The sequence below is a fragment of the Anaeromyxobacter sp. K genome (assembly GCF_000020805.1).
GTDB classification, from domain to species: domain Bacteria; phylum Myxococcota; class Myxococcia; order Myxococcales; family Anaeromyxobacteraceae; genus Anaeromyxobacter; species Anaeromyxobacter dehalogenans.
In genome coordinates, this window is sequence record NC_011145.1 from 2556634 (window position 1) to 2583070 (window position 26437).

The 26437-nt window shown below is 72.6% G+C and carries 28 protein-coding genes and 5 tRNA genes; 2 read left to right on the top strand and 31 right to left on the bottom strand.

The window, feature by feature from the left end; genetic code table 11:
* Positions 1–34: 34 nt before the first annotated feature.
* The 16 genes from rplJ to dnaK form a co-directional block, all read right to left on the bottom strand.
* The gene (rplJ, locus tag ANAEK_RS11395; protein WP_012526297.1) at positions 35–559 is read right to left on the bottom strand and encodes a 50S ribosomal protein L10; all 525 of its coding nucleotides are present in this window, start codon (positions 557–559) and stop codon (positions 35–37) included.
* A 270-nt stretch (positions 560–829) separates the two neighbouring features.
* On the bottom strand, positions 830–1534 hold the full coding sequence (gene rplA / locus ANAEK_RS11400; protein ID WP_012526298.1) for a 50S ribosomal protein L1: 705 nt from the start codon (positions 1532–1534) through the stop codon (positions 830–832).
* 16 nt (positions 1535–1550) lie between these two features.
* Complete coding sequence (gene rplK, locus ANAEK_RS11405; protein ID WP_011420644.1) at positions 1551–1997, bottom strand: 50S ribosomal protein L11; 447 nt, start codon at positions 1995–1997, stop codon at positions 1551–1553.
* 87 nt (positions 1998–2084) lie between these two features.
* Positions 2085–2624, bottom strand: coding sequence for a transcription termination/antitermination protein NusG (nusG, locus tag ANAEK_RS11410; protein ID WP_012526299.1), 540 nt, complete (start codon positions 2622–2624; stop codon positions 2085–2087).
* Positions 2625–2734: 110 nt separating this feature from the next.
* Complete coding sequence (gene secE, locus ANAEK_RS11415; protein WP_012526300.1) at positions 2735–3127, bottom strand: preprotein translocase subunit SecE; 393 nt, start codon at positions 3125–3127, stop codon at positions 2735–2737.
* A gap of 62 nt (positions 3128–3189) precedes the next feature.
* A tRNA-Trp gene (locus ANAEK_RS11420) sits at positions 3190–3265 on the bottom strand.
* A 15-nt stretch (positions 3266–3280) separates the two neighbouring features.
* Positions 3281–3439, bottom strand: a complete 159-nt coding sequence (gene rpmG / locus ANAEK_RS11425) for a 50S ribosomal protein L33 (RefSeq protein ID WP_011420641.1) — start codon at positions 3437–3439, stop codon at positions 3281–3283.
* Positions 3440–3454: 15 nt separating this feature from the next.
* Positions 3455–4645, bottom strand: a complete 1191-nt coding sequence (gene tuf / locus ANAEK_RS11430; protein WP_012525973.1) for an elongation factor Tu — start codon at positions 4643–4645, stop codon at positions 3455–3457.
* Between the two features lie 65 nt (positions 4646–4710).
* Positions 4711–4783 (bottom strand) — tRNA-Thr (locus ANAEK_RS11435).
* Positions 4784–4805: 22 nt separating this feature from the next.
* Positions 4806–4881, bottom strand: a tRNA-Gly gene (locus ANAEK_RS11440).
* Positions 4882–4944: 63 nt separating this feature from the next.
* A tRNA-Tyr gene (locus ANAEK_RS11445) sits at positions 4945–5027 on the bottom strand.
* Positions 5028–5073: 46 nt separating this feature from the next.
* A tRNA-Thr gene (locus ANAEK_RS11450) sits at positions 5074–5146 on the bottom strand.
* A 105-nt stretch (positions 5147–5251) separates the two neighbouring features.
* Positions 5252–6022, bottom strand: a complete 771-nt coding sequence (gene rlmB / locus ANAEK_RS11455; protein WP_012526301.1) for a 23S rRNA (guanosine(2251)-2'-O)-methyltransferase RlmB — start codon at positions 6020–6022, stop codon at positions 5252–5254.
* A gap of 4 nt (positions 6023–6026) precedes the next feature.
* A complete protein-coding gene (locus tag ANAEK_RS11460; protein WP_012526302.1) occupies positions 6027–6452 on the bottom strand; it encodes a hypothetical protein in 426 nt (141 codons plus the stop codon).
* 42 nt (positions 6453–6494) lie between these two features.
* On the bottom strand, positions 6495–7436 hold the full coding sequence (locus ANAEK_RS11465) for a RimK family alpha-L-glutamate ligase (protein ID WP_012526303.1): 942 nt from the start codon (positions 7434–7436) through the stop codon (positions 6495–6497).
* Positions 7437–7581: 145 nt separating this feature from the next.
* The gene (gene dnaK, locus ANAEK_RS11470; RefSeq protein WP_012526304.1) at positions 7582–9480 is read right to left on the bottom strand and encodes a molecular chaperone DnaK; all 1899 of its coding nucleotides are present in this window, start codon (positions 9478–9480) and stop codon (positions 7582–7584) included.
* 279 nt (positions 9481–9759) lie between these two features.
* Between dnaK and ANAEK_RS11475 the strand changes: the two genes are divergently transcribed.
* Positions 9760–10839, top strand: coding sequence for a diacylglycerol kinase family protein (locus tag ANAEK_RS11475; protein WP_012526305.1), 1080 nt, complete (start codon positions 9760–9762; stop codon positions 10837–10839).
* A gap of 7 nt (positions 10840–10846) precedes the next feature.
* Here the strand turns inward: ANAEK_RS11475 and ANAEK_RS11480 are convergent, their stop codons facing one another.
* The 7 genes from ANAEK_RS11480 to ANAEK_RS11510 form a co-directional block, all read right to left on the bottom strand.
* Positions 10847–11134: a DUF493 domain-containing protein gene (locus tag ANAEK_RS11480; RefSeq protein WP_012526306.1), complete on the bottom strand. Its 288-nt coding sequence runs from the start codon at positions 11132–11134 to the stop codon at positions 10847–10849.
* A gap of 282 nt (positions 11135–11416) precedes the next feature.
* Positions 11417–12739, bottom strand: coding sequence for a PhoH family protein (locus ANAEK_RS11485; RefSeq protein ID WP_012526307.1), 1323 nt, complete (start codon positions 12737–12739; stop codon positions 11417–11419).
* 101 nt (positions 12740–12840) lie between these two features.
* Positions 12841–15135, bottom strand: coding sequence for a sensor domain-containing diguanylate cyclase (locus ANAEK_RS11490; RefSeq protein ID WP_012526308.1), 2295 nt, complete (start codon positions 15133–15135; stop codon positions 12841–12843).
* On the bottom strand, positions 15132–15431 hold the full coding sequence (locus ANAEK_RS11495; protein WP_012526309.1) for a septum formation initiator family protein: 300 nt from the start codon (positions 15429–15431) through the stop codon (positions 15132–15134). The genes ANAEK_RS11490 and ANAEK_RS11495 overlap by 4 nt, the downstream gene beginning before the upstream one ends.
* Before the next feature lie 120 nt (positions 15432–15551).
* Positions 15552–16598: an HlyD family secretion protein gene (locus tag ANAEK_RS11500; protein ID WP_012526310.1), complete on the bottom strand. Its 1047-nt coding sequence runs from the start codon at positions 16596–16598 to the stop codon at positions 15552–15554.
* 2 nt (positions 16599–16600) lie between these two features.
* Positions 16601–18190 (bottom strand): DHA2 family efflux MFS transporter permease subunit, encoded by a 1590-nt coding sequence (locus ANAEK_RS11505; protein ID WP_012526311.1) that lies wholly within the window; start codon positions 18188–18190, stop codon positions 16601–16603.
* Positions 18187–18795 carry a TetR/AcrR family transcriptional regulator gene (locus ANAEK_RS11510; RefSeq protein WP_012526312.1) on the bottom strand — a complete coding sequence of 203 codons (609 nt, stop codon included), beginning with the start codon at positions 18793–18795 and terminating at the stop codon, positions 18187–18189. Before ANAEK_RS11510 ends, ANAEK_RS11505 begins: the two co-directional genes overlap by 4 nt.
* Before the next feature lie 125 nt (positions 18796–18920).
* On the opposite strand from ANAEK_RS11510, the gene ANAEK_RS11515 reads away from it, so the two are divergent.
* The gene (locus ANAEK_RS11515) at positions 18921–19916 is read left to right on the top strand and encodes an FAD:protein FMN transferase (protein WP_232288189.1); all 996 of its coding nucleotides are present in this window, start codon (positions 18921–18923) and stop codon (positions 19914–19916) included.
* Positions 19917–19923: 7 nt separating this feature from the next.
* On the opposite strand, the gene ANAEK_RS11520 is transcribed toward ANAEK_RS11515, so the two are convergent.
* The 8 genes from ANAEK_RS11520 to ANAEK_RS11555 form a co-directional block, all read right to left on the bottom strand.
* Positions 19924–20463, bottom strand: a complete 540-nt coding sequence (locus ANAEK_RS11520) for a hypothetical protein (protein ID WP_012526314.1) — start codon at positions 20461–20463, stop codon at positions 19924–19926.
* Positions 20456–20932: a hypothetical protein gene (locus ANAEK_RS11525; RefSeq protein ID WP_012526315.1), complete on the bottom strand. Its 477-nt coding sequence runs from the start codon at positions 20930–20932 to the stop codon at positions 20456–20458. The genes ANAEK_RS11520 and ANAEK_RS11525 overlap by 8 nt, the downstream gene beginning before the upstream one ends.
* On the bottom strand, positions 20929–21483 hold the full coding sequence (locus tag ANAEK_RS11530; RefSeq protein ID WP_012526316.1) for an FMN-binding protein: 555 nt from the start codon (positions 21481–21483) through the stop codon (positions 20929–20931). The genes ANAEK_RS11525 and ANAEK_RS11530 overlap by 4 nt, the downstream gene beginning before the upstream one ends.
* Positions 21484–21492: 9 nt before the next feature.
* Complete coding sequence (locus ANAEK_RS11535) at positions 21493–22839, bottom strand: hypothetical protein (protein ID WP_012526317.1); 1347 nt, start codon at positions 22837–22839, stop codon at positions 21493–21495.
* Between the two features lie 69 nt (positions 22840–22908).
* A complete protein-coding gene (locus ANAEK_RS11540) occupies positions 22909–23586 on the bottom strand; it encodes a metal-dependent transcriptional regulator (RefSeq protein ID WP_012526318.1) in 678 nt (225 codons plus the stop codon).
* Positions 23583–23801, bottom strand: coding sequence for a hypothetical protein (locus ANAEK_RS11545; protein ID WP_012526319.1), 219 nt, complete (start codon positions 23799–23801; stop codon positions 23583–23585). The genes ANAEK_RS11540 and ANAEK_RS11545 overlap by 4 nt, the downstream gene beginning before the upstream one ends.
* A gap of 11 nt (positions 23802–23812) precedes the next feature.
* Entirely contained in the window at positions 23813–25879 is a 2067-nt protein-coding gene (feoB, locus tag ANAEK_RS11550) for a ferrous iron transport protein B (RefSeq protein WP_012526320.1), read from the bottom strand.
* On the bottom strand, positions 25876–26379 hold the full coding sequence (locus ANAEK_RS11555; RefSeq protein WP_012526321.1) for a Fur family transcriptional regulator: 504 nt from the start codon (positions 26377–26379) through the stop codon (positions 25876–25878). Before ANAEK_RS11555 ends, feoB begins: the two co-directional genes overlap by 4 nt.
* Positions 26380–26437: the final 58 nt, after the last annotated feature.

Below are 26437 nucleotides of genomic sequence, written 5' to 3' on the forward strand. Positions count from 1 at the left end.
CCGCGCAACCGCGCGCGGGCGGTTCACGTACCGTTTAACCCTGCTTCTCGAGCTGCTCGCGGCGGGCGCCGACCACCCGGGCCAGCTGCTGGCCAGGGGTGCCGACGAGGCGCGCGAGCTTGGTCGCGGGCTGGGCGATCATCGCGGCGATCTGGCCGCGGAGCTCCTTCAGGCCCGGCATCTTCGCGAGGGCCTGAACGCCCTTCGCGTCGATGACCTTGCCTTCGATGATCGCGGTCCTGATGACGAAGTTCTCGCGGTCCTTCATGAAGTCCGCGAGGAGCTTCGCCGGGGTGACGACGTCGTCGTACGACATGACGAGGGCCGTCGGCCCCACGAACCGATCCGCCACCGGCTCCACCGGCGTGCCCTTGGCGGCGCGCGCGGCGAGGGTGTTCTTCACGATGCGGTAGTCGATCTTCGCGTCCCGGAGCTTCTTGCGAAGATCCGTGACCACCGCGACGTTCAGCCCCTTCGGCTCCGCGACGATGGCCGCCTTCGCCTTCGCCATCTTCTCGTGGAGCTCACCGATGACCTGCTCTTTTTCCGTCCGGTTCAAGTTGACTCACCACCTCTCCGGCCGGCCGGCGCGTCGCGCCGGGCTCGGCGTCGTTCGGGTCTCGGACCGGACGTCCGGTACGAAAACCCCCTGGCCAAGCAGGGGACGCTGCGGTGAATCGCAGTTCCCGTCTCGGCGGGTCGGATCCGCGAGGATCCGCTTGGCCGCTGTTCGCTCCGAACTGCGCTCGCACCGGAGCGGTGGCAGCGGGCCCGCTGTCTTGGACCAGAACCCCGGCGGCGAGATTGCCGCCGGGAACTCCTGAAGCGCCTAGGCGTGCTGCGCGGCGAGCTCCGCCAGGTCCACCTTGATGCCGGGGCCCATGGTCGTGCTCAGGGTGACGTTCTTGACGTACACGCCCTTCGCCGTCTGCGGCTTCGCCTTGTAGATGACCTCCATGATCGCGCTGAAGTTCGCCTTCAGCTTGTCCGGATCGAAGGAGGCCTTCCCGAACGGCACGTGGACGATGCCCGCCTTCTCGACGCGGAACTCGACCTTGCCGGCCTTCTGCTCCTTGACGGCGCGGGCGAGGTCCATCGTGACGGTGCCGACCTTCGGGTTCGGCATGAGGCCGCGGGGCCCGAGGATCTTACCGAGGCGGCCGACCACGCCCATCATGTCCGGGGTGGCGATGAGCTTGTCGAAGTCCATGAAGCCGCCCTGGATCTTCTCGGCCAGGTCCTCGGCGCCGACGATGTCCGCGCCGGCCTCCTGGGCCTCCTTGGCCTTGTCGCCCTTCGCGAACACCGCCAGGCGGACGGTCTTGCCCATGCCGTGCGGCAGCACGACGGCGCCGCGGACCACCTGGTCGGCGTGCTTCGGGTCCACGCCCAGGTTGATGGACGCGTCCACCGTCTCGTCGAACTTCTTGGTGGCGGTCTGCTTCACGAGGCTCATCGCCTCGTCGAGCTTGTAGCGCTTGGTGCGATCCACCTTCTCGGCGGCCGCCTTGTACTTCTTCGCAACGTGAGCCATGTGCGTGTCCTCCCGGCTAGCCGACGATCTCGATGCCCATGGACAGGGCGGTCCCCTCGACGGTCCGCATCGCGGCCTCCAGGGTGCCCGCCGTCATGTCCTGCATCTTGGTCTTCGCGATCTGCTCCACCTGCTTGCGCGTCACCTGCCCGACCTTCTCCTTGCCGGGCTTGTGCGCGCCGGAGCCCTTCTTCTTCTCCGTGTGGAGGCCGGCGGCCTTCTTGAGGAGGATCGCGGCGGGCGGGGTCTTCAGCACGAAGGTGAAGGACCGGTCCTGGTACACCGTGATGATGACCGGGATGATGAGGGCTTCCTTCGCCTGGGCCTGCGTCGCCGCGTTGAACTGCTTGCAGAACTCCATGATGTTGACGCCGTGCTGGCCGAGCGCCGGGCCCACGGGCGGGGCCGGGTTCGCCTTTCCGGCGGGGAGCTGCAGCTTGATCTGTCCCGTGACCTTCTTCATCGTCGCTCCTCGCGTGGTGCAAGCGAGCTCATCGCTCTCCCACGCCGTCGTTCCCCCCGCGGCGGACGCCGCGGGGCCCTGCAAAGGCTAGGTCTTCTCCACCTGCATGAAGTCGAGCTCGACCGGCGTGGCGCGGCCGAAGATCGACACCAGCACCCGGAGCTTGCCCTTGTCCGGCTTGACCTCCTCGACGGTGCCGTTGAAGTTCGAGAACGGGCCGTCGGTCACGCGGACCGAGTCGCCCTCCTCGAACTGCACCTTGGGCTTCGGCTTGAGCGAGCCCTCGGAGATCTGCGTGGTGAGCCGCTGCACCTCGACGTCGGACACCGCCGGGACCTGCTCCGGCGTCTTCGCGTTGCCGACGAACCCGGTGACCTTGGGCGTCCCCTTCACGAGGTGCCAGGTCTGCAGGCTCATCTCCATGTTCACCAGGATGTAGCCGGGGAAGAACTTCCGCTTGGAGGTCTTCTTCTCCCCCTTCACCATCTCCTGGACCACCTCCATCGGGATGAGCACCTCGCCGAACGCGTCCTGCAGCGAGTGCTGCCGGATGCGCTCGTCGAGCGACTTCTTCACCTTGTTCTCGAACCCCGAGTAGGTGTGGACGACGTACCACTTCTTCGCCATGACCGCTCCGTTCCGTCGCCCGCGCGTCGATTCCAGAAAACGCCGATGGAGCCGTGCTGGCGGCCCCCAACCGCCGCGGCTCCGTCCCGGCCGCGAAGAACGCGGGGACCTCAGTAGATCTTCGAGCTCAGCCAGCTCCAGACGAGATCGAAGAGACCGAGGATGACCGCCGCGACGGCGGACGCGACGATCACCGCCACGGTGGCGGCGCGCGTCTCGCGCATGCTCGGCCAGGTGACTCGCCGGAGCTCGAGCGCCACCTCCAGCGACACCTGCTGCGTCTTCGGGATCCGCCAGACCACCACCGCGGTCGCGATGGCGAGCGCGAAGCCCGCCACCGTGGACAGCGTCCAGTCGCTGAACACCGCGAAGTCGTTGACGCCCGCGTACCCGAGCGCCAGCTCGAGGACCTTCTCCAGGAAGATCCCCAGCGCGATGGCCGCGAGCACGTAGAAGATCCCCACGACGCGCTTCGGCTGATCGACCCCGCCGACGTTGTCCATGACCCTCGACCTTCGGCTTCGGAGGGCGGGACCGCCCGTGGACGGCCCCGCCCCGTTCTGTCTGGCAGGCCAGGAGGGATTCGAACCCCCAACCCGCGGTTTTGGAGACCGCTGCTCTACCGTTGGAGCTACTGGCCTAGGTGCCGCTCGCGGCTACTTCGTCTCCTTGTGCTCCACGTGCTTGCGGCAGCGCGGGCAGTACTTGGAGAGCGTGAGCTTGTCCTGCGTCTTCTTCTTGTTCTTGGTGGTCGTGTAGTTCCGCTCTTTGCAGGTCTTGCACTCGAGCGTGATGATGCTGCGATTGCCGGCCATGACGTCCTTCTTTCCTTACTGGATGACCTCGGCGACCACGCCCGCGCCGACCGTGCGGCCGCCCTCGCGGATGGCGAAGCGGAGCTCCTTCTCCATCGCGATGGGGGTGATCAGCTCCACCTCCATCCCGATGTTGTCGCCCGGCATCACCATCTCGACTCCCTGCGGCAGCTGCACCGACCCCGTCACGTCCGTCGTCCGGAAGTAGAACTGCGGCCGGTAGCCGTTGAAGAACGGGGTGTGGCGACCACCCTCCTCCTTCGTCAGCACGTACACCTCGGCCTTGAACTTCGTGTGCGGCGTGATCGACCCCGGCTTCGCCAGCACCTGGCCGCGCTCCACCTCCTCGCGCTTCAGGCCGCGCAGCAGCGCCCCGATGTTGTCGCCCGCACGCCCCTCGTCCAGCAGCTTGCGGAACATCTCGACGCCGGTCACCACCGTCTTCGCCGTCGCCTTCAGGCCGACGACCTCGATCTCCTCGCCCACCTTCACGATCCCGCGCTCCACGCGGCCCGTCGCCACCGTCCCGCGCCCCGAGATCGAGAACACGTCCTCGACCGGCATCAGGAACGGCTTGTCCGTCGCGCGCTGCGGCGTCGGGATGTACGCGTCCACCGCGTCCATCAGCTTGAAGATCGCCTGCTCGCCCAGCTCGCCCTTGTCGCCCTCGAGCGCCTTCAGCGCCGACCCCTTCACGATCGGGATCTCGTTCCCAGGGAAGTCGTACTCGCTCAGCAGCTCCCGGACCTCCAGCTCCACCAGGTCCAGCAGCTCCTTGTCGTCCACCATGTCCACCTTGTTCAGGAAGACCACGATGTACGGCACGCCCACCTGGCGGGCCAGCAGGATGTGCTCCCGCGTCTGCGGCATCGGACCGTCCGCCGCCGACACCACCAGGATCGCGCCGTCCATCTGCGCCGCCCCGGTGATCATGTTCTTCACGTAGTCCGCGTGGCCCGGGCAGTCGACGTGCGCGTAGTGCCGCTTCTCCGTCTGGTACTCCACGTGCGCCGTCGCGATCGTGATGCCGCGCTCCCGCTCCTCCGGCGCCTTGTCGATCTGGTCGTACGCCAGGAACTGCGCCCCGCCCTTCTGCGCCAGCACCTTCGTGATCGCCGCCGTCAGCGTCGTCTTGCCGTGGTCCACGTGCCCGATCGTCCCGACGTTCACGTGCGGCTTGCTGCGCTCGAACTTCTCCTTGGCCATTGGGTACGCTCCCTGCTGTTGGCGCGTGCGCCGGATGACTCGGCTACCGCGACGGAGTGACTGAGAGCCCTCGTCCAGGATTGAACTGGAGACCTCGTCCTTACCAAGGACGCGCTCTACCGACTGAGCTACGAGGGCAATTCCTTTGATCCGACCTCACTGGAGCGGGAAACGGGATTCGAACCCGCGACATTCAGCTTGGAAGGCTGACGCTCTACCAACTGAGCTATTCCCGCAAGTTTTCCCGAACCTCTTCTTCGCTTCTCGCCCAGCGAGCTGCTGCTACCGGTGCTGCGCAGTGGAGGGGGGTGGATTCGAACCACCGAAGGCGTAAGCCGGCAGATTTACAGTCTGCTCCCTTTGGCCGCTCGGGAACCCCTCCTGATGTCTTCACCTCGATGACGCTGCGTGAACCCCACGGCGCGCTGAGCTGGCGGTGGGATTCGAACCCGCGACCTGCTGCTTACAAGGCAGCTGCTCTACCAGCTGAGCTACGCCAGCAAAATCCTTCCCGAATCCACCGCCGTCGTCCCTCGGGCACGGCTCGGGCGAACCCACCGCCGTCCGTTGTGGAGGGCGGTCTTTAAAATGAGTGGCCCCATCTTGTCAAGGACGCATTTCGACCGCTGATTTCGACGGCGTCCCCGCGCGCTGCCGCGCGGCCTCGTACAGGGCGACGGCGGCCGACGCGGACACCGACAAGCTGTCGAGATCACCCGACATGGGGATCCGCGCGGAGAGGTCGCAGGTGCGGCGCACCAGCGGCCGGATCCCCTCCCCCTCGCTGCCGAGGACGAGCGCCGTGGGCCCCTTGAGATCGGCCTCGCCGAGGGGGCGTTCGCCGTCCGCCGCCAGCGCGACCGACCAGATGCCCGCCTCCTTCAGCCGCTCGAGGGTCTTCGCCACGTTGGTGACGCGCGCCACCGGGCAGCGCTCCACCGCGCCGGCCGACGCCTTCGCGACCGCGGGCGTGACGCCCACGGCGCGGTCTCGCGGGATGACGACGCCGTGCGCGCCGAGCGCGTGCGCCGAGCGGATGATGGCGCCGAGGTTGTGCGGGTCCTCCACGCCGTCGAGCACCACCAGGAGCGGCGGGCGGCCGCCGGCCTGCGCGCGCGCGAGCAGGTCCTCCAGCTCCGCGTAGCGGAAGTCGGCCACCACCGCGACCACGCCCTGGTGGCGGTCGGTGCCCGCCAGCCGGTCGAGCTTGGCGCGAGGCGCCCCGCGCACCTTGGCGCCCGCCCCCCGCCCGAGCCGCTCCAGCTCGGCGAACGCGGCGCCGCGGGTGCCGCCCTCGGCCAGCCACACCTCGGCGACGTCGCCGCCCCCGGCGCGGAGCAGCTCGCGCACCGGGTTCACGCCGTAGACGACGCGCATCGCGCTACTCGACCTTGACCGGGACCGACACGTCGCGCGCCTGCTTCACGCACCACTGGTCGGAGCAGATGAAGAAGTCCACCTTCGCCCGCGCCTCCTGCGCGCCGGCCTGGGCGGCGGTGAACGGCACCTCGAAGCGCGGTCCCTCGGCCTTCGGATCCACCGCGTCCTTGTGGCCGAGCCGGTCCTTGGAGAGCGTGAGCCCGGGCGTCGCCGAGAGCGTGATCTTGAGCGGCGCCTGCGGGTGCACGTGCGTGCCCGCCACCGGCACGATCGAGATCACCAGCTTCCCGGCCGCGCCGGCCTTCACCGACCGCGTGGTGCCGTCGGTGTCGATCCGGTAGCTCTTCGCGGCGGCGTCGGCGGCCGCGTCGGCGCGCGACGCCGCGGGGGCGAGCAGGAGCGCGAGGGCGAGTGCGAGGGTGCGCATGGTCGGGCTCTATACCAGGGACGGCCGGGGGCGGCCACGCATTCAGGGACGCGCCGCGGCGGCCGCCCCGTCGCGCCGCCGCCGCCCCGCGCCCGCCGGGGCGCGCCCGCCGCGCACCAGGGCCATGGCGCGCTCCACGATGCGCCCCGCGGCGTCCACGCCGCACGCGCTCTCCGCCTCGCGGATCGAGGGCGAGGAGTTCACCTCGAAGACCCGCGGCGTGCCCTTCACGTCGAGCATGTCCACGGCGCAGACCTCGAGCTGGAGCACCCGGGCGGCCTGCGCGGCGGCCCGCGCGTACGCGGGCGGCAGGCTCACCTGCTCGAACTGCGCGCCGCGCCGCAGGTTGCGCGAGAAGCGCCCGACCGGCGGCCGCCGGCGCATCGCCGCGACGACCTCGCCGCCCACCACCAGGGCGCGCAGGTCCCGCCCCTTCGCGCCCTTCAGGTACTGCTGCACCACGATGTTCTGGCCGAGCCCCAGGATGGCCTCGAGCGCCGCCTCCAGCGACTGGAGCGTCTCGCAGATCATCACGCCCGACTTCTCGCTGGTGGAGAGCAGCTTCACCAGCACCGGGACGCCGCCCACCAGCCGCGCCATGTCCTTCAGGCCGGAGGGATCGCTCGCCATCACGGTGCGCGGCACCGGCACCCCGGCCGCGGAGAGCATCTGCAGGCTGCGCATCTTGTTGCGGCTGGCGGCGATGCCGTAGGCGCCGTTCAGCGCCGGGATGCCGAGCAGCTCGAGCTGGTTCACCACCGAGAGGCCGTACTGGTGGATGGACAGGCCGATCCGCGGGACGACCACGTCGGTGCGGGGGAAGCGCTTGCCGCGCCAGTAGGCCTGCGGCGCCTGGTCGAACAGCCCCATCTCCACCTCGAGCGGATCGACGACGCGCGAGCGGACGCCGCGGGCGCGCGCCGCCTCGACCAGGCGGCGCGTGGTGTAGATCTCGCTCGAGCGCGACAGGACCGTGAGGTGCACGGGCGCGAGATTAAGGCGGGGGCGGCCGAAAAGCGAGGCGCGCGGGGGCCGGGCGCGGCGCGCTCCTCGGGCCGGACGCGGACGCCGGACGCACGACGGGCCGCCCGGCGTCGCCAGGCGGCCCGTCTCGACGCGGGTGAACGCGCTAGACCTGCTTGAACTCCGCGTCCACCACGTTGTCCTTCGGCTGCTCCTCGGCCGCGGGGCCGCCCGGAGGCGGCGCGCCCTCGCCCGGACCGCCCGGCGCTGCGGTCTTGTAGAGCTCCTCGGCCGCCTTGTGGCTGGCCTTCTCGAGGCGCTCCATGGCGGTCTTCACCTCGGCCGCGGTGCCCTTCTCGCGGACCTTGTGGACCTCCTGCACCGCCTCCTCGATCTCCTTCACGGTGGCGGCGGCGAGCTTCTCCTTGTTGTCCTTGAGCAGCTTCTCCATCTGGTAGGCGAGGTTCTCCGCCCGGTTCCGCTGCTCGACCTCCTCGCGGCGCGCCTTGTCCTCGGTCTCGTGCGACTGGGCGTCGGCCACCATCTTCTCGACCTCGTCCTTCGCCAGGCCGGACGAGTGGCTGATGGTGATCTTCTGCTCCTTGCCGGTCCCCTTGTCCTTCGCGGACACGTTCAGGATGCCGTTCGCGTCGATGTCGAACGTGACCTCGATCTGCGGCATGCCGCGCGGCGCCGGCGGGATGCCCTCCAGGTGGAAGCGCCCCAGCGTGCGGTTGTCGCGCGCCATCTCGCGCTCGCCCTGCAGCACGTGGATCTCCACCGACGTCTGGCTGTCCGACGCGGTGGAGAACGTCTCCGACCGCTTGGCGGGGATGGTCGTGTTCCGCTCGATGAGCCGGGTCATCACGCCGCCCAGCGTCTCGACGCCCAGCGAGAGCGGCGTCACGTCGAGCAGCAGGATGTCCTTCACCTCGCCGGAGAGGACGCCGGCCTGCACCGCCGCGCCCACCGCCACCACCTCGTCCGGGTTGACGGTCCGGTTCGGCTCCTTGCCGAAGAACCGCTTCACCGTCTCGACGATCTTCGGCATGCGGGTCTGGCCGCCGACCAGCACCACCTCGTCGATCTGCGACGGCTGGAGCTTGGCGTCCGCCAGGCAGCGCCGGGTCGGCTCGATGGACCGCTCGATCAGCGCCTCGACGAGCTGCTCGAGCTTGGCGCGCGAGAGCTTGACCGACAGGTGCTTCGGGCCGGTCTGGTCGGCGGTGAGGAACGGCAGGTTGATCTCGGTCTCCATCATCGAGGAGAGCTCGATCTTCGCCTTCTCGGCCGCCTCCTTGAGGCGCTGCAGCACCATCTTGTCCCTCGACACGTCGATGCCGGTGTCCTTCTTGAACTCGGCGATCAGCCAGTCGATGACCTGCTGGTCGATGTTGTCGCCGCCCAGGTGCGTGTCGCCGTTCGTGGCGAGCACCTCGACGACGTTCTCGCCCACCTCGAGGATCGAGATGTCGAACGTGCCGCCGCCGAAGTCGTAGACGGCGATCTTCTCGTTCTTCTTCTTGTCGAGGCCGTAGGCGAGCGCGGCCGCGGTCGGCTCGTTGACGATGCGCCGCACGTTCAGGCCGGCGATCTCGCCCGCGTCCTTGGTGGCCTGCCGCTGCGAGTCGTTGAAGTACGCCGGCACGGTGATGACCGCGTCGGTGACCTTCTCGCCGAGGTAGTTCTCCGCGGCGCGCTTCAGCTTGAGCAGCACCTGCGCGCTGATCTCCGGCGGCGAGTACTGCTTGCCGTCGATCTCGATGCGCGCGTCGCCGTTCGGGCCCTCGGCGACGTGGTACGGGACGCGCTTCATCTCGTCCTGCACCTCGCCGAAGCGCCGGCCCATGAAGCGCTTGATCGAGTAGACGGTCTTCTCTGGGTTGGTGATGGCCTGGCGCTTGGCCACCTGCCCGACGAGCCGCTCCCCTTCCTTCGTATAGGCGACCACGCTCGGGGTGAGCCGGGAGCCCTCCTCGTTCGTGATGACGACGGGGTCCTTCCCCTCCATCACCGCAACCACGCTGTTCGTGGTGCCGAGGTCGATGCCGATGATCTTGGCCATGGTTCGAAAGTCCTCCTGGACGGGGGGCAACGTAAGTCCGCGCGGAACCCTGTCAAACGGCGCGCTCGCGCCCCCGCCGCCCCGGCCGGCGGGCGACGGCGCGCTGCGTAGCCCGCGACGCACCGCCACCCGGACGACGCGTCCCGCGCTCCCCGCACAGGGCGCCGCACAGGCGAATAAGCAGCCGTCATCCCACGGTTTTGCCAGGGTGACGCGCCGTGGCACCTCGCTTGCTCCGGAAACCCGGACATCCGCGTCAGGGCCTCACAAGGGAACTTCATGCTTCGAATGGTCGCCACCGCCGAGCGGTCCCACGGGTTCGAACAGCCGTTCGCCCCGCCAGGCGCCGACGTGGCGGTCCTCCTCAACGCGAACGCGAAGCAGGTGACGCCCGGCGTCCGCCGCGCGCTCTCCTCGGTGCTGCCGGACGAGCACCTCTTCGTGTCGCGCTGCGCCGACGAGGCCGCGGCCATCGCCGACGAGGTGGTGGCGCGGCGGTACCGGACGGTGTTCACCGGCGGCGGCGACGGGACGTTCGTCTCCTGGGTGAACCGGATCCTGGAGAGCGCGGAGCGGCGCGCGGCCCGGCCGCCCTGCTTCGGCGTGCTCGCCCTCGGCACCGGCAACGCGGTGGCCGGCGTGGTGGGCGCGACCCCCCGGCGGCACGTGCAGGACCTGCTCCGCTTCGTGCGCGGCGAGGTCGGCCGCGTGCGCCGCCTCGACCTCGTCTCCTGCGGCGACCGCCTCACCCCGTTCGCCGGCGTCGGCATCGACGCCGCGGTGCTGAACGACTACATCTGGCTGAAGTCGCAGCTCGCCGGCACCCCGCTCCGGCGCCTGGGCCTGGGCGCGAGCGGCTACGGCCTCGCCATCGCGCTGCGCTCCGCCCCGCGCTGCCTGGTCGAGCGCCGCCCCACCTACTGCGAGATCGTGAACGTGGGCCGCCCGGCCTGGCGCCTCGACGCGCGCGGCAACCGCGTCGGCCGCCCCATCGCCCACGGCGAGCTGCTCTACGCCGGCCCGTGCATGATGGCCGCCGCGAGCACCGTGCCCTACTACGGCCTGGGCCTGCGCGCGTTCCCGTTCGCCGGGCAGGCGCCGGGCATGATGCAGGTCCGGGTCGCCACCAGCATCCCGATCCGCACCCTGCTCACCAGCGTCCCGAGCATCTGGGCCGGCCGCTTCGCGCACCGGGGGCTGCTCGACTTCCACGCCGACCGCGTGGCGATGCGGTTCGAGAAGCCGATGCCGCTGCAGATCGGCGGTGACGCCGAGGGCTGGCGCGACGAGCTGACGTTCGGGATGGCGCCGCAGCCGGTGGACCTGGTCGACTTCGGCACCCCCTGCGCCGCGGCCTGAGCCGCGATCACAGGTAGTAGACGACGCGCTCGTCCTGCCAGAGCAACTGGTAGACGGCGCGCCGCTGCGCCTCCGACTCCAGCCGCACCGCCACGCTCACCGAGTGGTACTTCCCGCCCGACGAGGCGCGCACCGTGACGTCGATCGCGGGGGCCTCGCCCACGCCGCGGGCCACCAGCCGCCGCGCGTGCTCGGCGAAGTCGTCGGCGGCGAGCCCCATCACCTTGAAGGTGTAGCGGAGCGGGTAGTCGAGCGCCGGCGCGGCCGGCGGCGTGGGATCGGCCCGGTTCGTCATCGGTCAGAGCCTAGCGGCAACGCCCGCGCGGCGCAGCCGCGCCCGCGGGGACCTCGCGCGCACCCGCGCCAGCGGGCGCGCGAGGTCACGGGACCCGCGCAGCCAGGTGGGGCCCCGCGGAGCTCCGCTCCGTGGGGCGGGGCGCAGCCCCGTCAGCGCGGCGCAGCCGCGCCCGCGGGGACCTCGCGCGCACCCGCGCCAGCGGGCGCGCGAGGTCACGGGACCCGCGCAGCCAGGTGGGGCCCCGCGGAGCTCCGCTCCGTGGGGCGGGGCGCAGCCCCGTCACAAGAGATTCGCCGCGAGCTCTGCGAGCGGGCTCCGCTCGCCCTTCTCCAGCGTGATGTGCCCGGCCAGCCGCTCGTGCATGAAGCGGTTCACCACGTGGATGAGGCCGTTGTTGGTCTGGTCCACGTAGGGATTGTCGATCTGGTACGGGTCGCCGGTGAGGACGATCTTCGTCCCGTCGCCCACGCGCGTGATGATGGTCTTCACCTCGTGCGGCGTCAGGTTCTGCGCCTCGTCCACGATGATGAACTGGTTCGGGATGGAGCGGCCGCGGATGTAGGTGAGCGGCTCGATCTCGAGGATGCCCAGGTCGAGCAGCTCGTGGTAGCCGCGCCCGGCCTTCTTCTCCGAGCGCGACAGGTTCATGAGGTACTCGACGTTGTCGAAGATCGGCTGCATCCAGGGGTTGAGCTTCTCCTCCACCGAGCCCGGCAGGTAGCCGAGATCGCGGCCCAGCGGGAAGATGGGCCGGGAGACGAGCATCTTCTGGTAGACGCCGTCCTCCATGGTCTTCTGCAGGCCGGCGGCGATGGCGAGCAGCGTCTTGCCGGTGCCGGCCTTGCCGACGATGGTGACGAGCCGCACCTCGTCGTTGAGGAGCAGGTCGAGCGCGAACGACTGCTCCTTGTTGCGCGGCCGGATCCCCCAGACGCCCTCCTTCGGCGTCTTGATGAGCGGCACGTACGCCTGCTTCGCGGCGCTGTACTTCCCCACCGCCGAGTGCTGCGGGTTGGTCCGGTCGCGCAGCACCACGAACGCGTTCGGCGGCGGCGGGTCGCGCCCCTCGGCCGCCGGCAGCGCGCCGCCCGCGTAGAACGCGTTCACGTCGTCCGGCGAGACCTCCAGCTCGGAGCTGCCGCTCCACAGCTCGTCGAGCACCACGCCCTCGACGTCGTAGTCCTCGGCGTGCAGCCCGAGCGCGTCGGCGCGGATGCGGAGGTTGGTGTCCTTGGTGACGAAGACGGTGGGGGTGGCCTGCTCGCGCTGCGCGAGCTCCAGGGCCACCGCCAGGATCTGGTCGTCGATGGTGTGGCCGTTGCCGACGCCGTGCGGGAGCTTGTGCTCCGCCACCAGCACGCGGAGGTGCCCGTGGGCGTCGCCGATGGGCACGCCCTCGCGCAGCTTGCCCCGGGAGCGGAACTCGTCCAGCGAGCGGGAGACCTGGCGCGCGTTGCGGCCGAGCGTCGAGAGGTCGCGCTTGAAATTGTCGACCTCCTCGATGACGTAGATGGGGATGACGACGTCGTTGTCTCCGAAGCCGAAGATGCTGCGCGGGTCGTGGAGCAGGACGTTGGTGTCGAGGACGAAGTTCTTTTTCAAGCCTGGGCGGCTCCGGGCGAGGCCGTCCGGGGGACGAACGGCGCGGACCGAAGTCTAGCAGGGCGCGGGCGGCGACGGCCACCGCCGCGGCGGACCGCCCCTCACACCGCGGCGCGGCGAGGGGCGCGGAGGCTGGCCGCCGAGACGCTCTGGTTCCGGCCGTGCCGCTTGGCGTGGTAGAGGCAGGCGTCGGCGCGCTCGATCAGCGCCGGCTTCTGCGCCCCGTCGTCGGGGAAGGTGGCGACGCCGAGCGACAGGGTCACCTTGAGGGGACCCTGCTCGGTCTCGAAGACGAGCTGGCCGACCTTCTCGCGGATGCGCTCGGCGATCACCATCGCGCCGCCCGTGTCGGTCTCGGGCATGACGATGGCGAACTCCTCGCCGCCGTAGCGGGCCACCACGTCGGTCCCGCGCGCGGCCCGCGCCAGCGTCCTCGCCACCCCGCGCAGCACCTGATCGCCCACCGGGTGGCCGTACGTGTCGTTCACCGACTTGAAGTGGTCGATGTCGCACAGCAGCAGCGACGTCCGCTTCCCGTACCGCTGCGCCTGGCCGAGGTGCGCGTCCAGCCGCTCCTGGAAAGTCCGGTGGTTGGTGAGGCCGGTGAGGCCGTCGGTGGTGGCGAGCCGCTCCGTCTGGTCGAACAGCCGCGCGCGGTCTATCGACTGCGCCGCGTGCATCGAGATCACGAGCAGCTGCTGGACGGCGTCGCGGCCGTAGGCGCCGGCGCGCTTGGCGCCCAGCACGAGCGCGCCGATGGAGCGCTCGCCCACCTTGAGCGGGAAGATCTTGAGCGAGGCGAGGCCGCGCAGGCAGACCGCGCCGAACACCCGGGTCTTCGCGGGATCGAGCGCGTTCACCGGGAGCACGTCGTCGATCTTGATGGCCGAGGACACCAGGCAGCCGTCGCCCATGGCGAACTCGAGGTCGTCGAGGCCGGCCGCGCCGGTGCGATCGCCCTCCCCGCCCGCCACGCGGACCACGCGCACCCTGGACGGATCCACCTCGTCGCGCAGCGCCACCGCGGCGAAGTCCACGGTGACCATCTCCGACGCCACGCCCACCAGCGCGTCGTAGACCTCGGAGAGCTTCCGGGTGCGGTTCAGCCGCTCGATGGACCGGTAGAACCGGTCCACCTCCGCGCGCGTCTGGCGGACGTCCTTCATCAGCCGCTCGGCGCCGACCGCCCGCAGGATCTCGGCGGCCAGCGTGACGAGGAGCTTCTCCTCGGCCTCGGTGAACGGCGTCGGCTCCATCCGGTCCACCAGCACCACGCCGCGCACGTGGCCGCCGCGCGGGTCCACCAGCGGCGCGGCGAGCAGCGCCTTCGGCCGGGTGCCGTCCGCGTAGTAGCTGACGGCCTTCACGTCGCCGTGGAGCCGCACCGGGGAGCGGCGGCGCACCGCGCCGCCCAGCGGGCCTTCCCCGGCCGGCAGCGGCTCGCGGCCCACCGCCTCGCTGGGCGAGCGGCAGTCGAGCAGCGTGAGCGTCCTCTCGTCCTCGCTCAGCCAGAACAGCGCGCAGGTGTGGCAGCGCAGGGCGGCCACCGCGACCTCCAGCGCCCCGCCCACGGCCGCCTCGATCTCGATGACCGCGCCCTCGCTCCAGCGGCGCTCGCGCTCGGCCGGATCCTGCGCGTCGTCCGGCGCCGCCACGCTCAGCCGGAACGCGCGCGCCAGGTGGTCGATCTCCTTCATGCGCCGCTCGATGGCGAGACGCTCGTCGCGGCGGCTGGCGGCGACCTGGCCCGCGAGCACCGCGTAGTAGAGCACCGCGAACACGGTCACGAACCCGGCGTGCACGACCGCCTCGGGCAGGTCCACCACGCGCGCGCCGCGCCCGGCCCACAGCAGCGCCTCGAGCGTCACCGCGAGCGCCACCAGCCCGGCGCCGACGCCGGGGGCGAGGAACGCCACCAGGAACGCCATCACCAGGTACACCACCGGCTGGAACGCCGACTCCGCGTGCCCGAAGCTGGCGCTCTGCGCCACCGCGTAGGCGGCCACCACGAACAGCGAGCCGAGCTCGAGCTGCTCGCGGTAGCCCGCCTGCTCCCCCGCGGCCGCGCGCGCGACCCGGCGCCACACCAGCGCGCCGAGCGCCACCGCCAGCACCGCCATCGCGCCCACCTGCGCCCAGCCCGCGGCGGACTCGAAGCCGCGCAGCGCCACCAGCGCGCCCACCGCCACCGTGACCAGCGCCGGCAGGCTGCGCAGGACGAAGCGCGCCGCCCGGCGGCGGGCGATGGGGCCGGCCAGCCCCGCCTCGCCGAGCAGCAGCGCGTACGCGCGGATGAGCAGGGGCCGCGAGCGCTGCAGCGCCAGGCGGCGGCGCACCGTGGGCGTGGCGCCCACCGGCGCGCGCACCGGCGGCAGCGCGGGGAGCGGCTCGCTCACGGGGCCCCTCCGCGCTCGGCGCCCAGCCAGTAGACCCGCTCGCCCGGGCGGATGTACCGGAGCTCCTCGCGCACGGCGCGCTCCAGCGCGGCCGGCTCGGAGCGGAGCGCCCGGACCTCGCGCGCGAGTCGGGCGTTCTCGGCCGCCAGGCGCTCGTTCTCGGCGCGCATCTGGTCCACCTCGCCGGCGAGGCGCAGGTGCTTCCGGAGGCCGGACGGATCGGCGGCGGAGAGGGCCGCCAGCAAGGCGACGACCCCCACGTACACGCCCCACCTGCGTCCGCGCGTCACGGCCATTCGGCTGCCTCGCCGGGACCGTAGCAGCCGGAGGGGACCCGTCCAGAAATCGGCCGATGTCTGGACGCCGCGCGGGTGGGCGGGTGTGGGGCGCCGGCGGCGCGCGGCGCAGCCCTCGTCCTATCTCGTATGCACCGTCACGAAGGCCGAGAGGCCGGCGCGCAGGGGAAGATCGGCCGGCACCGCGTCCCAGGCGATCCGCACCGGCACGCGCTCGACCACCTTGACGAAGTTCCCGGACGCGTTGTCCGGCGGCAGCAGCGCGAAGCGCGCGCCGGTCCCGCCGGAGATGCTCTCCACCTTGCCGTGGAGCGTGCGCCCGCCGTACGCGTCGATCTCCACGTCCACCGGCTGGCCGGGGCGGATCTCGCCGGTCTGCGTCTCCTTGAAGTTCGCGATCACGTAGGTCCGGTCGGGCACGAGCTGACCGAGGCCCTGGCCCGGCTGCACGATCTGCCCCACCCGCGCGGCCAGGCGCGAGACGCGGCCGGAGGCGGGCGCGCGCACCTCGGTGTAGGAGAGCTGCAGGCGCGCCAGGTCCACCGCGGCCTGCGCCGCCTTCACCCGGGCCGTGGCCAGCTCGCCGCTGGCCAGCGCGGCCGCGTACTGCGCCCGGTTCGCGCCGGCGCCGGCGCGGGCGGTGGCGCCGGCGATGCGCGTGGCGTCGTAGCGCTCGGCCGCGATGGCGTCGCCGGCCTTCAGCTCCTCGGCGCGGCGCAGGTCGAGCGCCGCCTTCTCCGACTCGGCCTCGGCGCGCGTCACCCCTGCGCGCGCGACCGACACCTGCGCCTCCGCGGCCGCCGCCTGGGCCTGCGCCGTCGCCAGCTCGGCCTCGGCCTGGCGGACGCGCACCTGGTAGTCGGCCGGGTCGACGCGCACGAGCGGCTGGCCCTGTCGCACCTGGGCGTTGTCCGCCACCAGCACCTCGGCCACCGGGCCGGCCACCCGCGGCGCGACGGCGACGACGTCCGCCTCCACCTGCGCGTCGTCGGTGCTCTCCTCGCCGCGCGTGAGGAGCGCGTGCGCGCCGAGCGCGATCGCGACGAGCAGCGCGGCCAGGCCGGCGCCCACGAGCACGCGGCGGCGGCCGCCCGGACGCGCCGGGGCGGCCGCCGCCGCGGGGGCGCTCGGGACCTCGTGGAGCCTGGGATCGGCGGGAGCGGTCATGGTCACATCTCCATCTCGACGTGGACCTTCTCGCGCGGTCCGTGCCGGTTCACCTTGAGGAAGTAGAGGAGCGGGAGCACGCACAGGAACAGCACGCCGGTGACGAACAGCACGTGCTCGAAGGCGATCACCATCGACTGCTTGCGCACGATGCCGTCCAGCGCCCGGAGCGCCGCCTCGCGGGCGGAGACCGGGTCGAAGCCCCGCTGCGCGAAGAACGCCGCCAGCTGTCCGAGCCGGTCCTGCACCTCCGGCCGCTCGGGCCCGAGGTGGCTCGCGACCGCGGCCCGGGCGTGGACGCCGGCGCGGTCGAGCAGCGTCGCGAAGATGGCGAGGCCCATCGACGCGCCCACCTGGCGCAGCAGCGAGTTCAGCCCGGTCGCGTCCGCCAGCCGGGCGCGCGGCACGTTGGAGAGCGCGGCGGTGGTGAGCGGCACGAACAGGAAGCTGAAGCCCACCCCCTGGATCAGGATGGCGTGGACGATGCCGGAGGAGGTGCTCTCCAGCGTGATGCGCGAGACGTCGAACGAGCCGAGCGACACCAGCACCACGCCGATGGCGACCAGCAGCCGCGGCGACACGCGCGAGTAGAGCCGTCCGACGACGGGCGTGACCAGCATCATCACCAGCACGCGCGGCATGAGCGCGAGGCCGGACTGCATGGCGGTGAAGCCGAGCAGCTCCTGCATGAACAGCGGCAGCAGGAACATGCTCGCCATCAGGATCGCGAACATGACGGCGCCGATGACCGTGCCGGAGGTGAACACCGCGTCGCGGAACAGCCGCAGGTTCACCGCGGGCACCTTCGCGACCAGCTCGCGCCAGACGAACAGCGCCAGCGCGACGGCGGCCACCGCCGCCACCGCGGTGATGGTGCGCGACTCGAACCAGTCGTCCCGCTGCCCCTCCTCGAGGAAGTACTGGAGCGTCGCGAGCCCGACCGCGAGCAGCGCGATGCCGAGCCAGTCCATGTTCCGGCGCTGCTCGGCCGCCGCGGCCGCGTTCGCGGCGCGGATGTCCTCCGGCTCGTGCACGAAGCGCCACACCATGAACAGGCCCAGCGCGCCCACCGGCAGGTTGATGAAGAAGATCCAGGACCAGTGGAAGTTGTCCACGATGTAGCCGCCCAGGGTCGGGCCGACGGCGGGGCCCACCATCACCGCCATCGCGAACAGCGCCATGGCCATGCCCTGCTCCCTGGGCGGGAAGGTCTGGCGCAGGATGGCCTGCTCGGTGGGCTGCAGCGCGCCGGCGCCGAGCCCCTGGATGGCGCGGAAGGCCACCACCTGGCCGAGGCTGGAGGCGAGGCCGCAGAGCGCCGAGCCGACCACGAACACGAGCAGGCTCGCCATGTAGACGCGCTTCTGGCCGAACAGGCGGCCCAGGAACGCGGTCAGCGGCATCACGATCACGGTGGCGATGGCGAAGCCGGTGGTGATCCAGGTGATCTCCTGCACCGTCGCGCCGACCGCGCCGCGGATCTGCGGCAGGGCCACGTTCACGATGGACGCGTCGATGGCGCCCATGAGCGTGCCGAAGGTGACCGACACGGTCACCAGCCACTTGTTGGTGGGCGCGCGCGCGGCGCTCACCGCCCCGCCCCGCGCAGGAACGCGTCGAGCGCCGCGTCCACGAAGCCGTCCCAGCTGCCCTGCCGTTCCAGCGTGCGCACCACCAGCGCCCGGGTGATCCCCAGGAACGCGACCGCGTGGACGCCGTGCCCGTCCGGGCGGAGCTCGCCCGCGCGCACGCCGCGCCGGACGATCGCCTCCGCGCGCCGGGTCAGCTCGGCGTTCAGCGTCGCGGGGGGGCGGGCCCGCGCCGGCCCCTCGCCGGCCTGCGCGAGCACCGCCAGGAACGGGCCCCGGGCGCGGGCGTGGTCGCGCACGCCCTCCAGGAACGCGCGGAGCTGCTCGGCCGCGGGGCGGCCCTGCGCGGCCGCGACCGCCGCGTCGACCCTCGCCAGGAGCGCCTCGCGCCCGTCGCGGCACAGCGCCTCGACCAGCGCCTCGCGATCGGCGAAGTGGTTGTACAGCGTGCCCACGGCCACGCCGGCGGCGGCGGCGATCCGCTCCATCCGCGCCGCGTGCAGCCCCTCCTCCCCGAAGACCCGCTCGGCCGCGGCGAGGATGGCCCGGGCGGTCTCCTCGCGGAGCCGCTCGCGCAGGCGGGGGACGTCCTGTGAACGCGTGTTCATGCTCCTGAATCCCGATTCATCAGGTGAACGTCGATGTAGACATCCTGCCGCACGCGGTCAAGTACCGCGGGCCGGAGGCCGGCGCGGTGGCAGGCGGCCAGGCGCGCGGATATGCCCTGGCATCCGTGCCCGCCCTCCCCGCCCTGCTCGCCCTCCTCGCGCTCGCGCCTCCGCCGGAGGGCGAGCTCCGCGAGTCGCGCCCGGGGATGGGAACCCTGCTCACGGTCGCGGTGGTGGCGCCACCCGAGCGCGCCCGCGCCGGCATCGACGCCGCGTTCGCGGTGTTCGACCGGGTCGACCGGGTGATGAACGAGTGGCGGCCCGACTCGCCGCTGTCCCGGCTCAACGCCCGCGCCGGGCGCGGCTGGGTGGCCCTGCCCGCGGACCTGTGCGAGGTGCTCCGGATCGCCCGGCGGGGCGCCCGCGAGACCGGTGGCCTGTTCGATCCCACCTGGGCGGCCGTGTCGGACCTCTGGCGCTTCGACGGCACCGAGCAGGCGCCCCCGCCCGACGAGGCGGTGCGGGCGCGGTGTGCGCTCGTCGGCTGGCGCGGGCTCGAGCTGCGCGCGCGCCGCGGCGGCGCGGGGTGCGAGGCGCGCCTGGTGCGCGCCGGGATGAAGGTGGGCCTCGGCGGGCTGGCGAAGGGCTGGGCGGTGGATCACGCCGCCCGGCGCCTCCGCGCGCTCGGGCTCCGGAACTTCCTGCTCCAGGCGGGCGGGGACCTGTACGCCGCGGGGCGGCGCGGCGGCGCGCCGTGGCACGTCGCGATCCGGGACCCGCGCGGCGGCCCGCTCGACGCGATGGCCGCGCTCGACGTCTCCGACCGCGCCTTCTCCACCAGCGGCGACTACGAGCACGCGTTCGAGGCGGGCGGGAAGCGCTACCACCACCTCATCGATCCGCGCACCTGCCGGCCCTCGCCGGCGAGCCGCGCGGTCACGGTGCTGGCCCGCACCGCGGTGGAGGCCGAGATCCTGGGCAAGGCGGCGTTCCTGGAGGGCGGCGAGGCCGGGCTGGCGCGCGTCGAGGCGGCCGGGGCCGCGGCGATCCTGGTTGGCGGCGACGGCGAGGTGCGCGTCTCGCCGGCGCTCGCCGACCGGCTGGTGCGCGCGCCGCGCTGACGTGCTCTCATTCCCGCCGTGGCGCCCCGGGCACCCGCTGCGGGCTCGCGCCGTCCGCGGCCGCGGCGCGGCGCTGGTGCGCCTCGGCCCGCTCCGGCAGGAACAGGCCCATGAGCAGCACGGCCCAGGCGACGAGCGCCGCCTCGAGCCCCACGAACGCGCCGATCTTCACCCACGCCAGCCACGGCGCCACGAACCGCACGCCCAGCCCCGCCAGCGCGCCGGCGAGCGCGCAGCCGAAGGAGAGCCGCACCAGCGCCGCGTAGGCGCGCGGGCGGAGCGCGCGGGTGAACGCGACCAGGTGCGCCACCGCGAACAGCACCAGCGGGACGGCGACGAGGTGCGGGACCGCCACCTCGAGGATGCCGCCGAGCGTCCGCGGCGGCGCGAAGCGCGCCTCCGAGCCCAGGTAGAACTCCTGCACCCGCGCCGCCGTCGTCCCGAGCTTCAGCACGAACAGCACCGCCCCGCTCGCCGCCGAGACGAGCAGGAGCGCCGCGAACGCGAGGGCGGGCGCGCGGAACGGCGCGAGGCGCGGGTCACGCACCGGCGCGCCTCCCCGGCCGCCCGTAGGTGGCCGCGACCAGCGCGAGGAGCGCCCCCAGGGATCCGAGCGCGGCGACCGACGTCGCGACCCGCAGCCCGCCGGCGCCCCCGAGCCGGACGACCGCGAACGGCGCGAACAGGTCGGCGAGCGCGGCGGCGAACGCGAGCCCGACCAGCGCCGAGCGCAGCCGCGCCGGCACCGGGCACACCGCCAGGAGCGACCCGGCCATGAGGAGCACGAAGCCGTAGAGGAACGCGCCGACGTGCACCTCCTCCCAGAGCGCCGCCGCGGGGAGCGGGTCGCCGCCGGCCAGGTACTGGTCGAGCACGCCCGCGGGGGTGAAGCCCCCCGCGGCCGCGCGCTGGACCGCGACGCCGGCCAGCGCCAGCGCCGCGAAGACCAGGAAGGCGCGCACCGGCGGGCGGGCCCGCGCCAGCGCGTCGGGGGTGGGCTGGACGAGGAACCTCACGGCCGCACCCCCGCGGCCTCGCGCAGCGCCTGGAGCAGCCAGCGCGACTGCTCGGCGATGCCGCGCGCCGAGAGCGTGGCGCCGGTGATGGGCGCGAGGTCGTCGCCCACCGCCAGCCGGTCCGCGGGGCCCTTGCCCTCGAGCTGCCGCAGCCAGCGCTCCGGCGGCCGGTACTCCTGCGGCTCGAGGAACGCGAGCACCGTCACCTTGCGGATGCGCCCGTCCGGCTCGAACGCGAGGAGCAGCGTCTCGCGCTTGGTCCGGACCACGTGGCTGTGGATCACCGCGTGGCCGAGCACCTCGGCGCCGCGGCGGGCGGTGTAGAACGTCACCAGCCGCTCCTTCACCCGGGCCCGGGCGAGCCGCTCGATGCGCTGGACCATCTCGTCGGTCAGCAGCACGTCGCGGACCTCCACCCGCTCGGTCCCCGGGAACGCGGACCGGACCACCGCCTCGTCCTTCGCCGGGGCCGATCCCGCGGCATCGGCGGCGGCCCCGCCGGCGGCGAGCGCCGCGGCGGTGGCCAGCCCGATGAGCAGCGCGCGCGCCATGACCGCCCCCTAGAACACGAAGCCGGCGCCGACGTTCACCTGGTCGGTGGCCGAGCCGGCCTTCGGGTCGCGCCGCTGCCAGTCCGCCTTCAGCACCACCGTGGGGATGGGCTTGAACGTGAGGCCCGCGGTGACGGCGGTGCGATCGAGGCCGGGGTTGCGGACGCCGCCCGCCGGCACGCGGTCGTGCAGGTCGTAGCGCTCCACCCGGACGAACGGCGACAGCGAGGCGGCGCCGCCCGGCGCGACCTGCGTCATGACGTCGTAGGCGACCTCGGCGTAACCGCCCTTCACCCCCGAGCCGAGGACCTCCTCGCCCGCGAGCCCGAGCTGCTCGGACACCTGCGCGGCGTCCCCGAGCCGGCCGACGACGCCCAGCACCCGGGCGCTCGCGCCGCGCCAGGCCGCCTGCGCGTGCAGCTCGGCCAGGGTCACGTCGGCGCGGATGGCCTCGCCGGTGGCGGTGCGCTCGCGCTGGTCGGCGCGCCCGCGGTAGACGGACCCGCCCACGGTGGCGGGCCCGGCGGCGTAGTCGAGCGCGAGCACGCCCGCGCCGGTGGCCGCGCGCGACTCGGCGCCGCCGCTCCGCGACTGCCGGATCCACGAGTCCGCCTCGGGCGTCTCCTCGCCCCCGCGGAACAGGTCGAGCCCGGTGAGCAGGTACGCCTTGTAGCGGAGCCCGGCCACCTCGCCGTGCACGCCCACGCCGTTCTCGCTCCAGGTGGTCGGGATGATCAGGCGCTCCACGTCGGGGCGGAACACGCCGTTGAAGAAGGCCGGCTCGTGCATCTCGTTCACGAAGCCCATGGGGACGAGCACGTTCCCGACCCGGAGGCGCACCGCGTCGGAGAGCAGGAAGTCGAGGTAGGCGAACTCGACGCCCACCTCGTGGCCGGCGTGCTCGAACTCGATCTCCGAGTTGAAGACGATGCGCTCGTCGAAGCGGTAGCCGACGTACAGCACCGCCCGGAGCAGGTCGCTCTGGTCGCCGGTGGGGCCGTCGGTCATGTTCCGGTAGGTCAGCTCGCCGTACCCGCCGATGGAGAGCCCCTTGGGCGCGAAGTAGACCTTGGACGCGGCCGGGCCCATGCCGCCGTACGACTGGTACTCGACGTCGCGCAGCCCCAGCTCGAGCTTCAGGCGGCGCACCTCCTCCGCGAGCGTGCGGACCTGGGCCTGCGTGGCGGGGGCGTCGTCGTCCTTCGCGGCCGCGCCGCCCTTCTCGCCGCCGGAGGCGGGCTGGGTGGACGCCGCGGGCTGGGGCGCCGGGGCCGCGGCGGGCTCGGCCGCGCGCGCGGCGGGGGTGGCGAGGGACAGGGCGAGGAGCAGGGTGCTGGTCGTGATGTTGATTGTCATTCTCATCTTGGGCCCGCGCAGGAGCCCGCCTCCGGTGTGGCTTCCGGGTGGACTGCGATGGCCGGGGCGCTACCGCGCCTCGACCGGCTTCACGTAGATCTCGCCCGCGATCTCCGGATCGAGGGCGATGGTGGTCTCGCCGACCTCGATGACGTACGAGGGCGAGCGCTGGTGCAGGCGGAGCGTCGAGCCGGGGATCACCCCCAGCGCGGCGAGCCGGTCCATGCGGTCGTGGAACTTGGGCGCGATGAAGACGATCCGGCCGGTGGCGCCGAGGTCGAAGGCGGCGAGGCCGGTGACGAGCGGGCGCACCGTGCGCTGGAACGTGCCGCAGCACGGGCCCGGCGGGATGGGCTTGCCGTGCGGGCAGGTGGGCGGGTGGCCCAGCAGCGTGCAGACGGAGTCGGTGGCCTCGGGCGAGAGGATGTGCTCGAACTCGCAGGCCTGCTTCTCCATGGGCTCCTCGCCCAGGTCGAGCAGGTCCCGGAACAGCCGCTCGGTGAGGCGGTGCCGGCGGACCACGTCCTGCGCCTGCCGCTCGCCCGCCTCGGTGAGCGCCACCCGCGTGCCGTCGAGGCGCAGCAACCCCTCGGCCGCGAGCGCCTCGAGGTCGGACGCGTCGGCGCCGGGCGCGTGATCCGGCGCGGCCTGCGCCAGGATGCCCGCGGCGGCGTCGCGGCCCGCCTCGCGCTCGGTGAAGACCGCCTCCAGGATCTCCTCGTTGCGGTGCGTGGTGCGGTGATTCACGGTGCGTGTCCCCTCTTCTCCTTCAGGCGATCGAACAGCTTGCGCAGGCCGCCGGCGACCCCGGACTCCTGCGGGAACGAGTAGCCGCAGGACGGGCAGCAGATCACCTTGCAGCCCTTCGCCATCGGGCAGCTCGGGCGGCAGCCCTGCCCCTCCGCGTCGAACTCGGTCCCGCACAGCGGGCACCGCTCGCTCCTCGAGACCACGGCCGGCACGCGCGCTCCTCTCAGTGCACCAGGCGCATCAGCTGGTTGACCGCCGCACCCACGCCGAACGCGAACGGGACGATGAAGCCCATGATGGCGAGGCCGGTCTTCCAGCCCCGCTCCTTCAGGATCATGAAGAAGTTCGCGATGCACGGGACGAACAGCGTGATCGTCACCAGCGCCACCACCACCTGGATCTCCATGCTCCAGGTCATGGTGCCGGCCTGCATGTACGGCTGGAAGTGGCGGAACAGCCCGGCGGCGGCGTAGTCGCGCCGCAGGAAGCCGAGGATGAACGCGGTGGCGGCCTCGGGGGGCAGGTCGAGCATGCCGACCACCACCGGCGCCGCGGCCCGCTCCAGCACCGCCAGCCCGTGGAACCGATCCAGCACCCACAGGATGAGCGTCCCGAGCACGAACAGCGGCAGCGCCTCGCGCAGGTACCACTCGATGCGCGCCGAGGTCTTCACCGCGATGTTGGACGCCTGCGGGAGCCGGAGCGGCGGCAGCTCCAGGATGAAGTCCGAGCCGCGCCCCGGGAGCACCTTGGCCGCGAGCCAGCCCACCAGGAAGATGACGAGCAGCAGCGTCCCGACGAACCAGGCGGTGGCGGCGGCGGACAGCCCGGCGGTCATCGCCAGGATCACGGCCATCTGCGCGGAGCACGGCACCGCCAGCGCCAGCAGCAGCGTGACGATCACCCGCTCCTTCCGGGTCTCCATGATGCGGGCGGTCATGGTGGCCATGGTGTCGCAGCCGAGGCCGAGCACCATGGGCAGCACGGCCTTGCCGTTCAGCCCCATCCGCTTGAAGACCTTGTTCACCATCACCGCGAGCCGCGGCAGGTAGCCGGAGTCCTCGAGGATGCTGAACGCGATGAAGAACGTGGTGACGATGGGCAGGACGATGGCGACGCCGTACGAGAGCCCCATCGACACCAGGCCGTACTTGCCGATGAGGAACCCGCCGTGCTCCAGCGGCGGCACGCCCGGCGGCCCGACCAGGAACGTCTGCACCGCGCCGGCCGGGACGATCCAGCGCACCAGGTGGTCGGTCCAGGGGATCAGGTACTCGTGGAAGACGGTGTTCTCGAGGAAGTCCACCGCCGTGCCGGCGCCGAAGTCGCCCACGAACAGGTAGGCGACCGCGAGCACCACCGCGAGGATGGGCAGGCCCCACAGCGGGTGCGTGGACCAGGCGCCGAGCCGGCGCGCGAAGCCGCTCGCGGCCGAGGCGTCGCCCTTCGTGAGCACCGCGTCGTGCAGCCGATCGACCGCGGCCAGGCGCTGCCGGGCGATCACGAAGCGCAGCGACTCCGGGTAGCGCGCCGCCAGCGCCCGGCGCGTCTCGTCGATCCGTGCCAGCTCGACCGCGGAGAGCTTGCCGGCGACGTGCGCGCGGAGCGAGTCGTCGCCCACCAGCGCCATCACCGCCAGCGCGCGCGGGCCGATGCCGCCGCGGGGCATGGACGGCTGCACCCGGGCGATGGCGGCCTCGATGGCGGCGTCGTAGGTCGGGCGCCACGGCGACGGCCGGGCCGAGGCGAGCCGGGCCTGCAGGGTGGCGAGGCCCTTGCGCTGCACCGCCACCGTCCGCACCACGTCGATCTGCAGCGCCTTCGAGAGGGCCGCCTCGTCGATGCGGATGCCGCGCCCCTCGGCCTCGTCGGCCATGTTGAGCGCCAGCGCGAACGGGATCTCCGCCTCGGCGAGCTGCGCCGAGAGGAGCAGGCCACGCCGGAGGTTCTTCGCGTCGCAGACCTGCAGGCAGACGTAGTCGCGCTCCACCAGCAGGATGTCGCGCGTCACCTGCTCGTCCTCGGACATCGGGAGCAGGTTGTTCGTCCCCGGCGTGTCCATCACGTGCCAGGGCCGGCCCTCGATGGTGGCCGAGCCGCGGGTCACCTCGACGGTGGTGCCGGGGTAGTTGGAGACGGTGACGTACTTGCCGGTGAGCGCGCCGAACAGCACGCTCTTGCCGACGTTCGGGTTGCCGACCAGGATCACGGACCGCGCGGCCGAGACCACCTGCTTGCGATCGAGGTCGGCCTCATGGCGCGCGGCGGCCTCCGGGGGAGGAGGCGTCACGGGCGCGCCTCCGGGCGGGCGCGGCCCGGCGGGCGGCACCGGGCGCAGCGGCCGTACAGCTCGAGGCGGTGGCTCTCGACCTCGAACCCGTGGCGGCGCGCCACCACCTCCTGCAGGCTCTCGATCCGCTCGTTCGCGAACTCGATGATCTCGCCGCAGGCGGTGCAGATCAGGTGATCGTGGTGGTCGCGCCCGGCCGACGCCTCGTAGCGCGTCTGCCCGTCACCGAACTGCCGCGCCACCGCCAGGCCGCACTCGGCCAGCAGCTTCATGGTGCGGTACACGGTGGCGACGCTGACCCGCGGGTCGTCCCGCCGCACGCGCGCGACCAGCTGCTCGACGGTGACGTGGCCACCCATGGCGAAGAACGACTGGGCGATGCGCTCGCGCTGCCGCGACTGCTTGAGGCCGCGCTCCTGGATGTACGCGGCGAGCGTGGCCGTGGGACCGGACACCTGCGCCGACCCGCTGCCCTCCCGCGGCCTGCTCGAGCCCTTCATCCTGTCGTCCCGTTCGGTGTTCATGTTGATAATGGTTCTCAATATCAGACCACGGCGC

Excerpts from the sequence above, each read along its gene's own strand:
- rplA (WP_012526298.1), bottom strand. The coding sequence starts at position 1,534 with ATGGCTCACGTTGCGAAGAAGTACAAGGCGGCCGCCGAGAAGGTGGAT.
- rplK (WP_011420644.1), bottom strand. The coding sequence starts at position 1,997 with ATGAAGAAGGTCACGGGACAGATCAAGCTGCAGCTCCCCGCCGGAAAG.
- nusG (WP_012526299.1), bottom strand. The coding sequence starts at position 2,624 with ATGGCGAAGAAGTGGTACGTCGTCCACACCTACTCGGGGTTCGAGAAC.
- secE (WP_012526300.1), bottom strand. The coding sequence starts at position 3,127 with ATGGACAACGTCGGCGGGGTCGATCAGCCGAAGCGCGTCGTGGGGATC.
- rpmG (WP_011420641.1), bottom strand. The coding sequence starts at position 3,439 with ATGGCCGGCAATCGCAGCATCATCACGCTCGAGTGCAAGACCTGCAAA.
- tuf (WP_012525973.1), bottom strand. The coding sequence starts at position 4,645 with ATGGCCAAGGAGAAGTTCGAGCGCAGCAAGCCGCACGTGAACGTCGGG.
- rlmB (WP_012526301.1), bottom strand. The coding sequence starts at position 6,022 with ATGCGCGTCGTCTACGGCGTGAACCCGGTGCGCGAGCTGCTCCGCGCC.
- ANAEK_RS11460 (WP_012526302.1), bottom strand. The coding sequence starts at position 6,452 with ATGCGCACCCTCGCACTCGCCCTCGCGCTCCTGCTCGCCCCCGCGGCG.
- dnaK (WP_012526304.1), bottom strand. The coding sequence starts at position 9,480 with ATGGCCAAGATCATCGGCATCGACCTCGGCACCACGAACAGCGTGGTT.
- ANAEK_RS11475 (WP_012526305.1), top strand. The coding sequence starts at position 9,760 with ATGCTTCGAATGGTCGCCACCGCCGAGCGGTCCCACGGGTTCGAACAG.
- ANAEK_RS11480 (WP_012526306.1), bottom strand. The coding sequence starts at position 11,134 with ATGACGAACCGGGCCGATCCCACGCCGCCGGCCGCGCCGGCGCTCGAC.
- ANAEK_RS11495 (WP_012526309.1), bottom strand. The coding sequence starts at position 15,431 with ATGGCCGTGACGCGCGGACGCAGGTGGGGCGTGTACGTGGGGGTCGTC.
- ANAEK_RS11500 (WP_012526310.1), bottom strand. The coding sequence starts at position 16,598 with ATGACCGCTCCCGCCGATCCCAGGCTCCACGAGGTCCCGAGCGCCCCC.
- ANAEK_RS11510 (WP_012526312.1), bottom strand. The coding sequence starts at position 18,795 with ATGAACACGCGTTCACAGGACGTCCCCCGCCTGCGCGAGCGGCTCCGC.
- ANAEK_RS11530 (WP_012526316.1), bottom strand. The coding sequence starts at position 21,483 with ATGGCGCGCGCGCTGCTCATCGGGCTGGCCACCGCCGCGGCGCTCGCC.
- ANAEK_RS11535 (WP_012526317.1), bottom strand. The coding sequence starts at position 22,839 with ATGACAATCAACATCACGACCAGCACCCTGCTCCTCGCCCTGTCCCTC.
- ANAEK_RS11555 (WP_012526321.1), bottom strand. The coding sequence starts at position 26,379 with ATGAAGGGCTCGAGCAGGCCGCGGGAGGGCAGCGGGTCGGCGCAGGTG.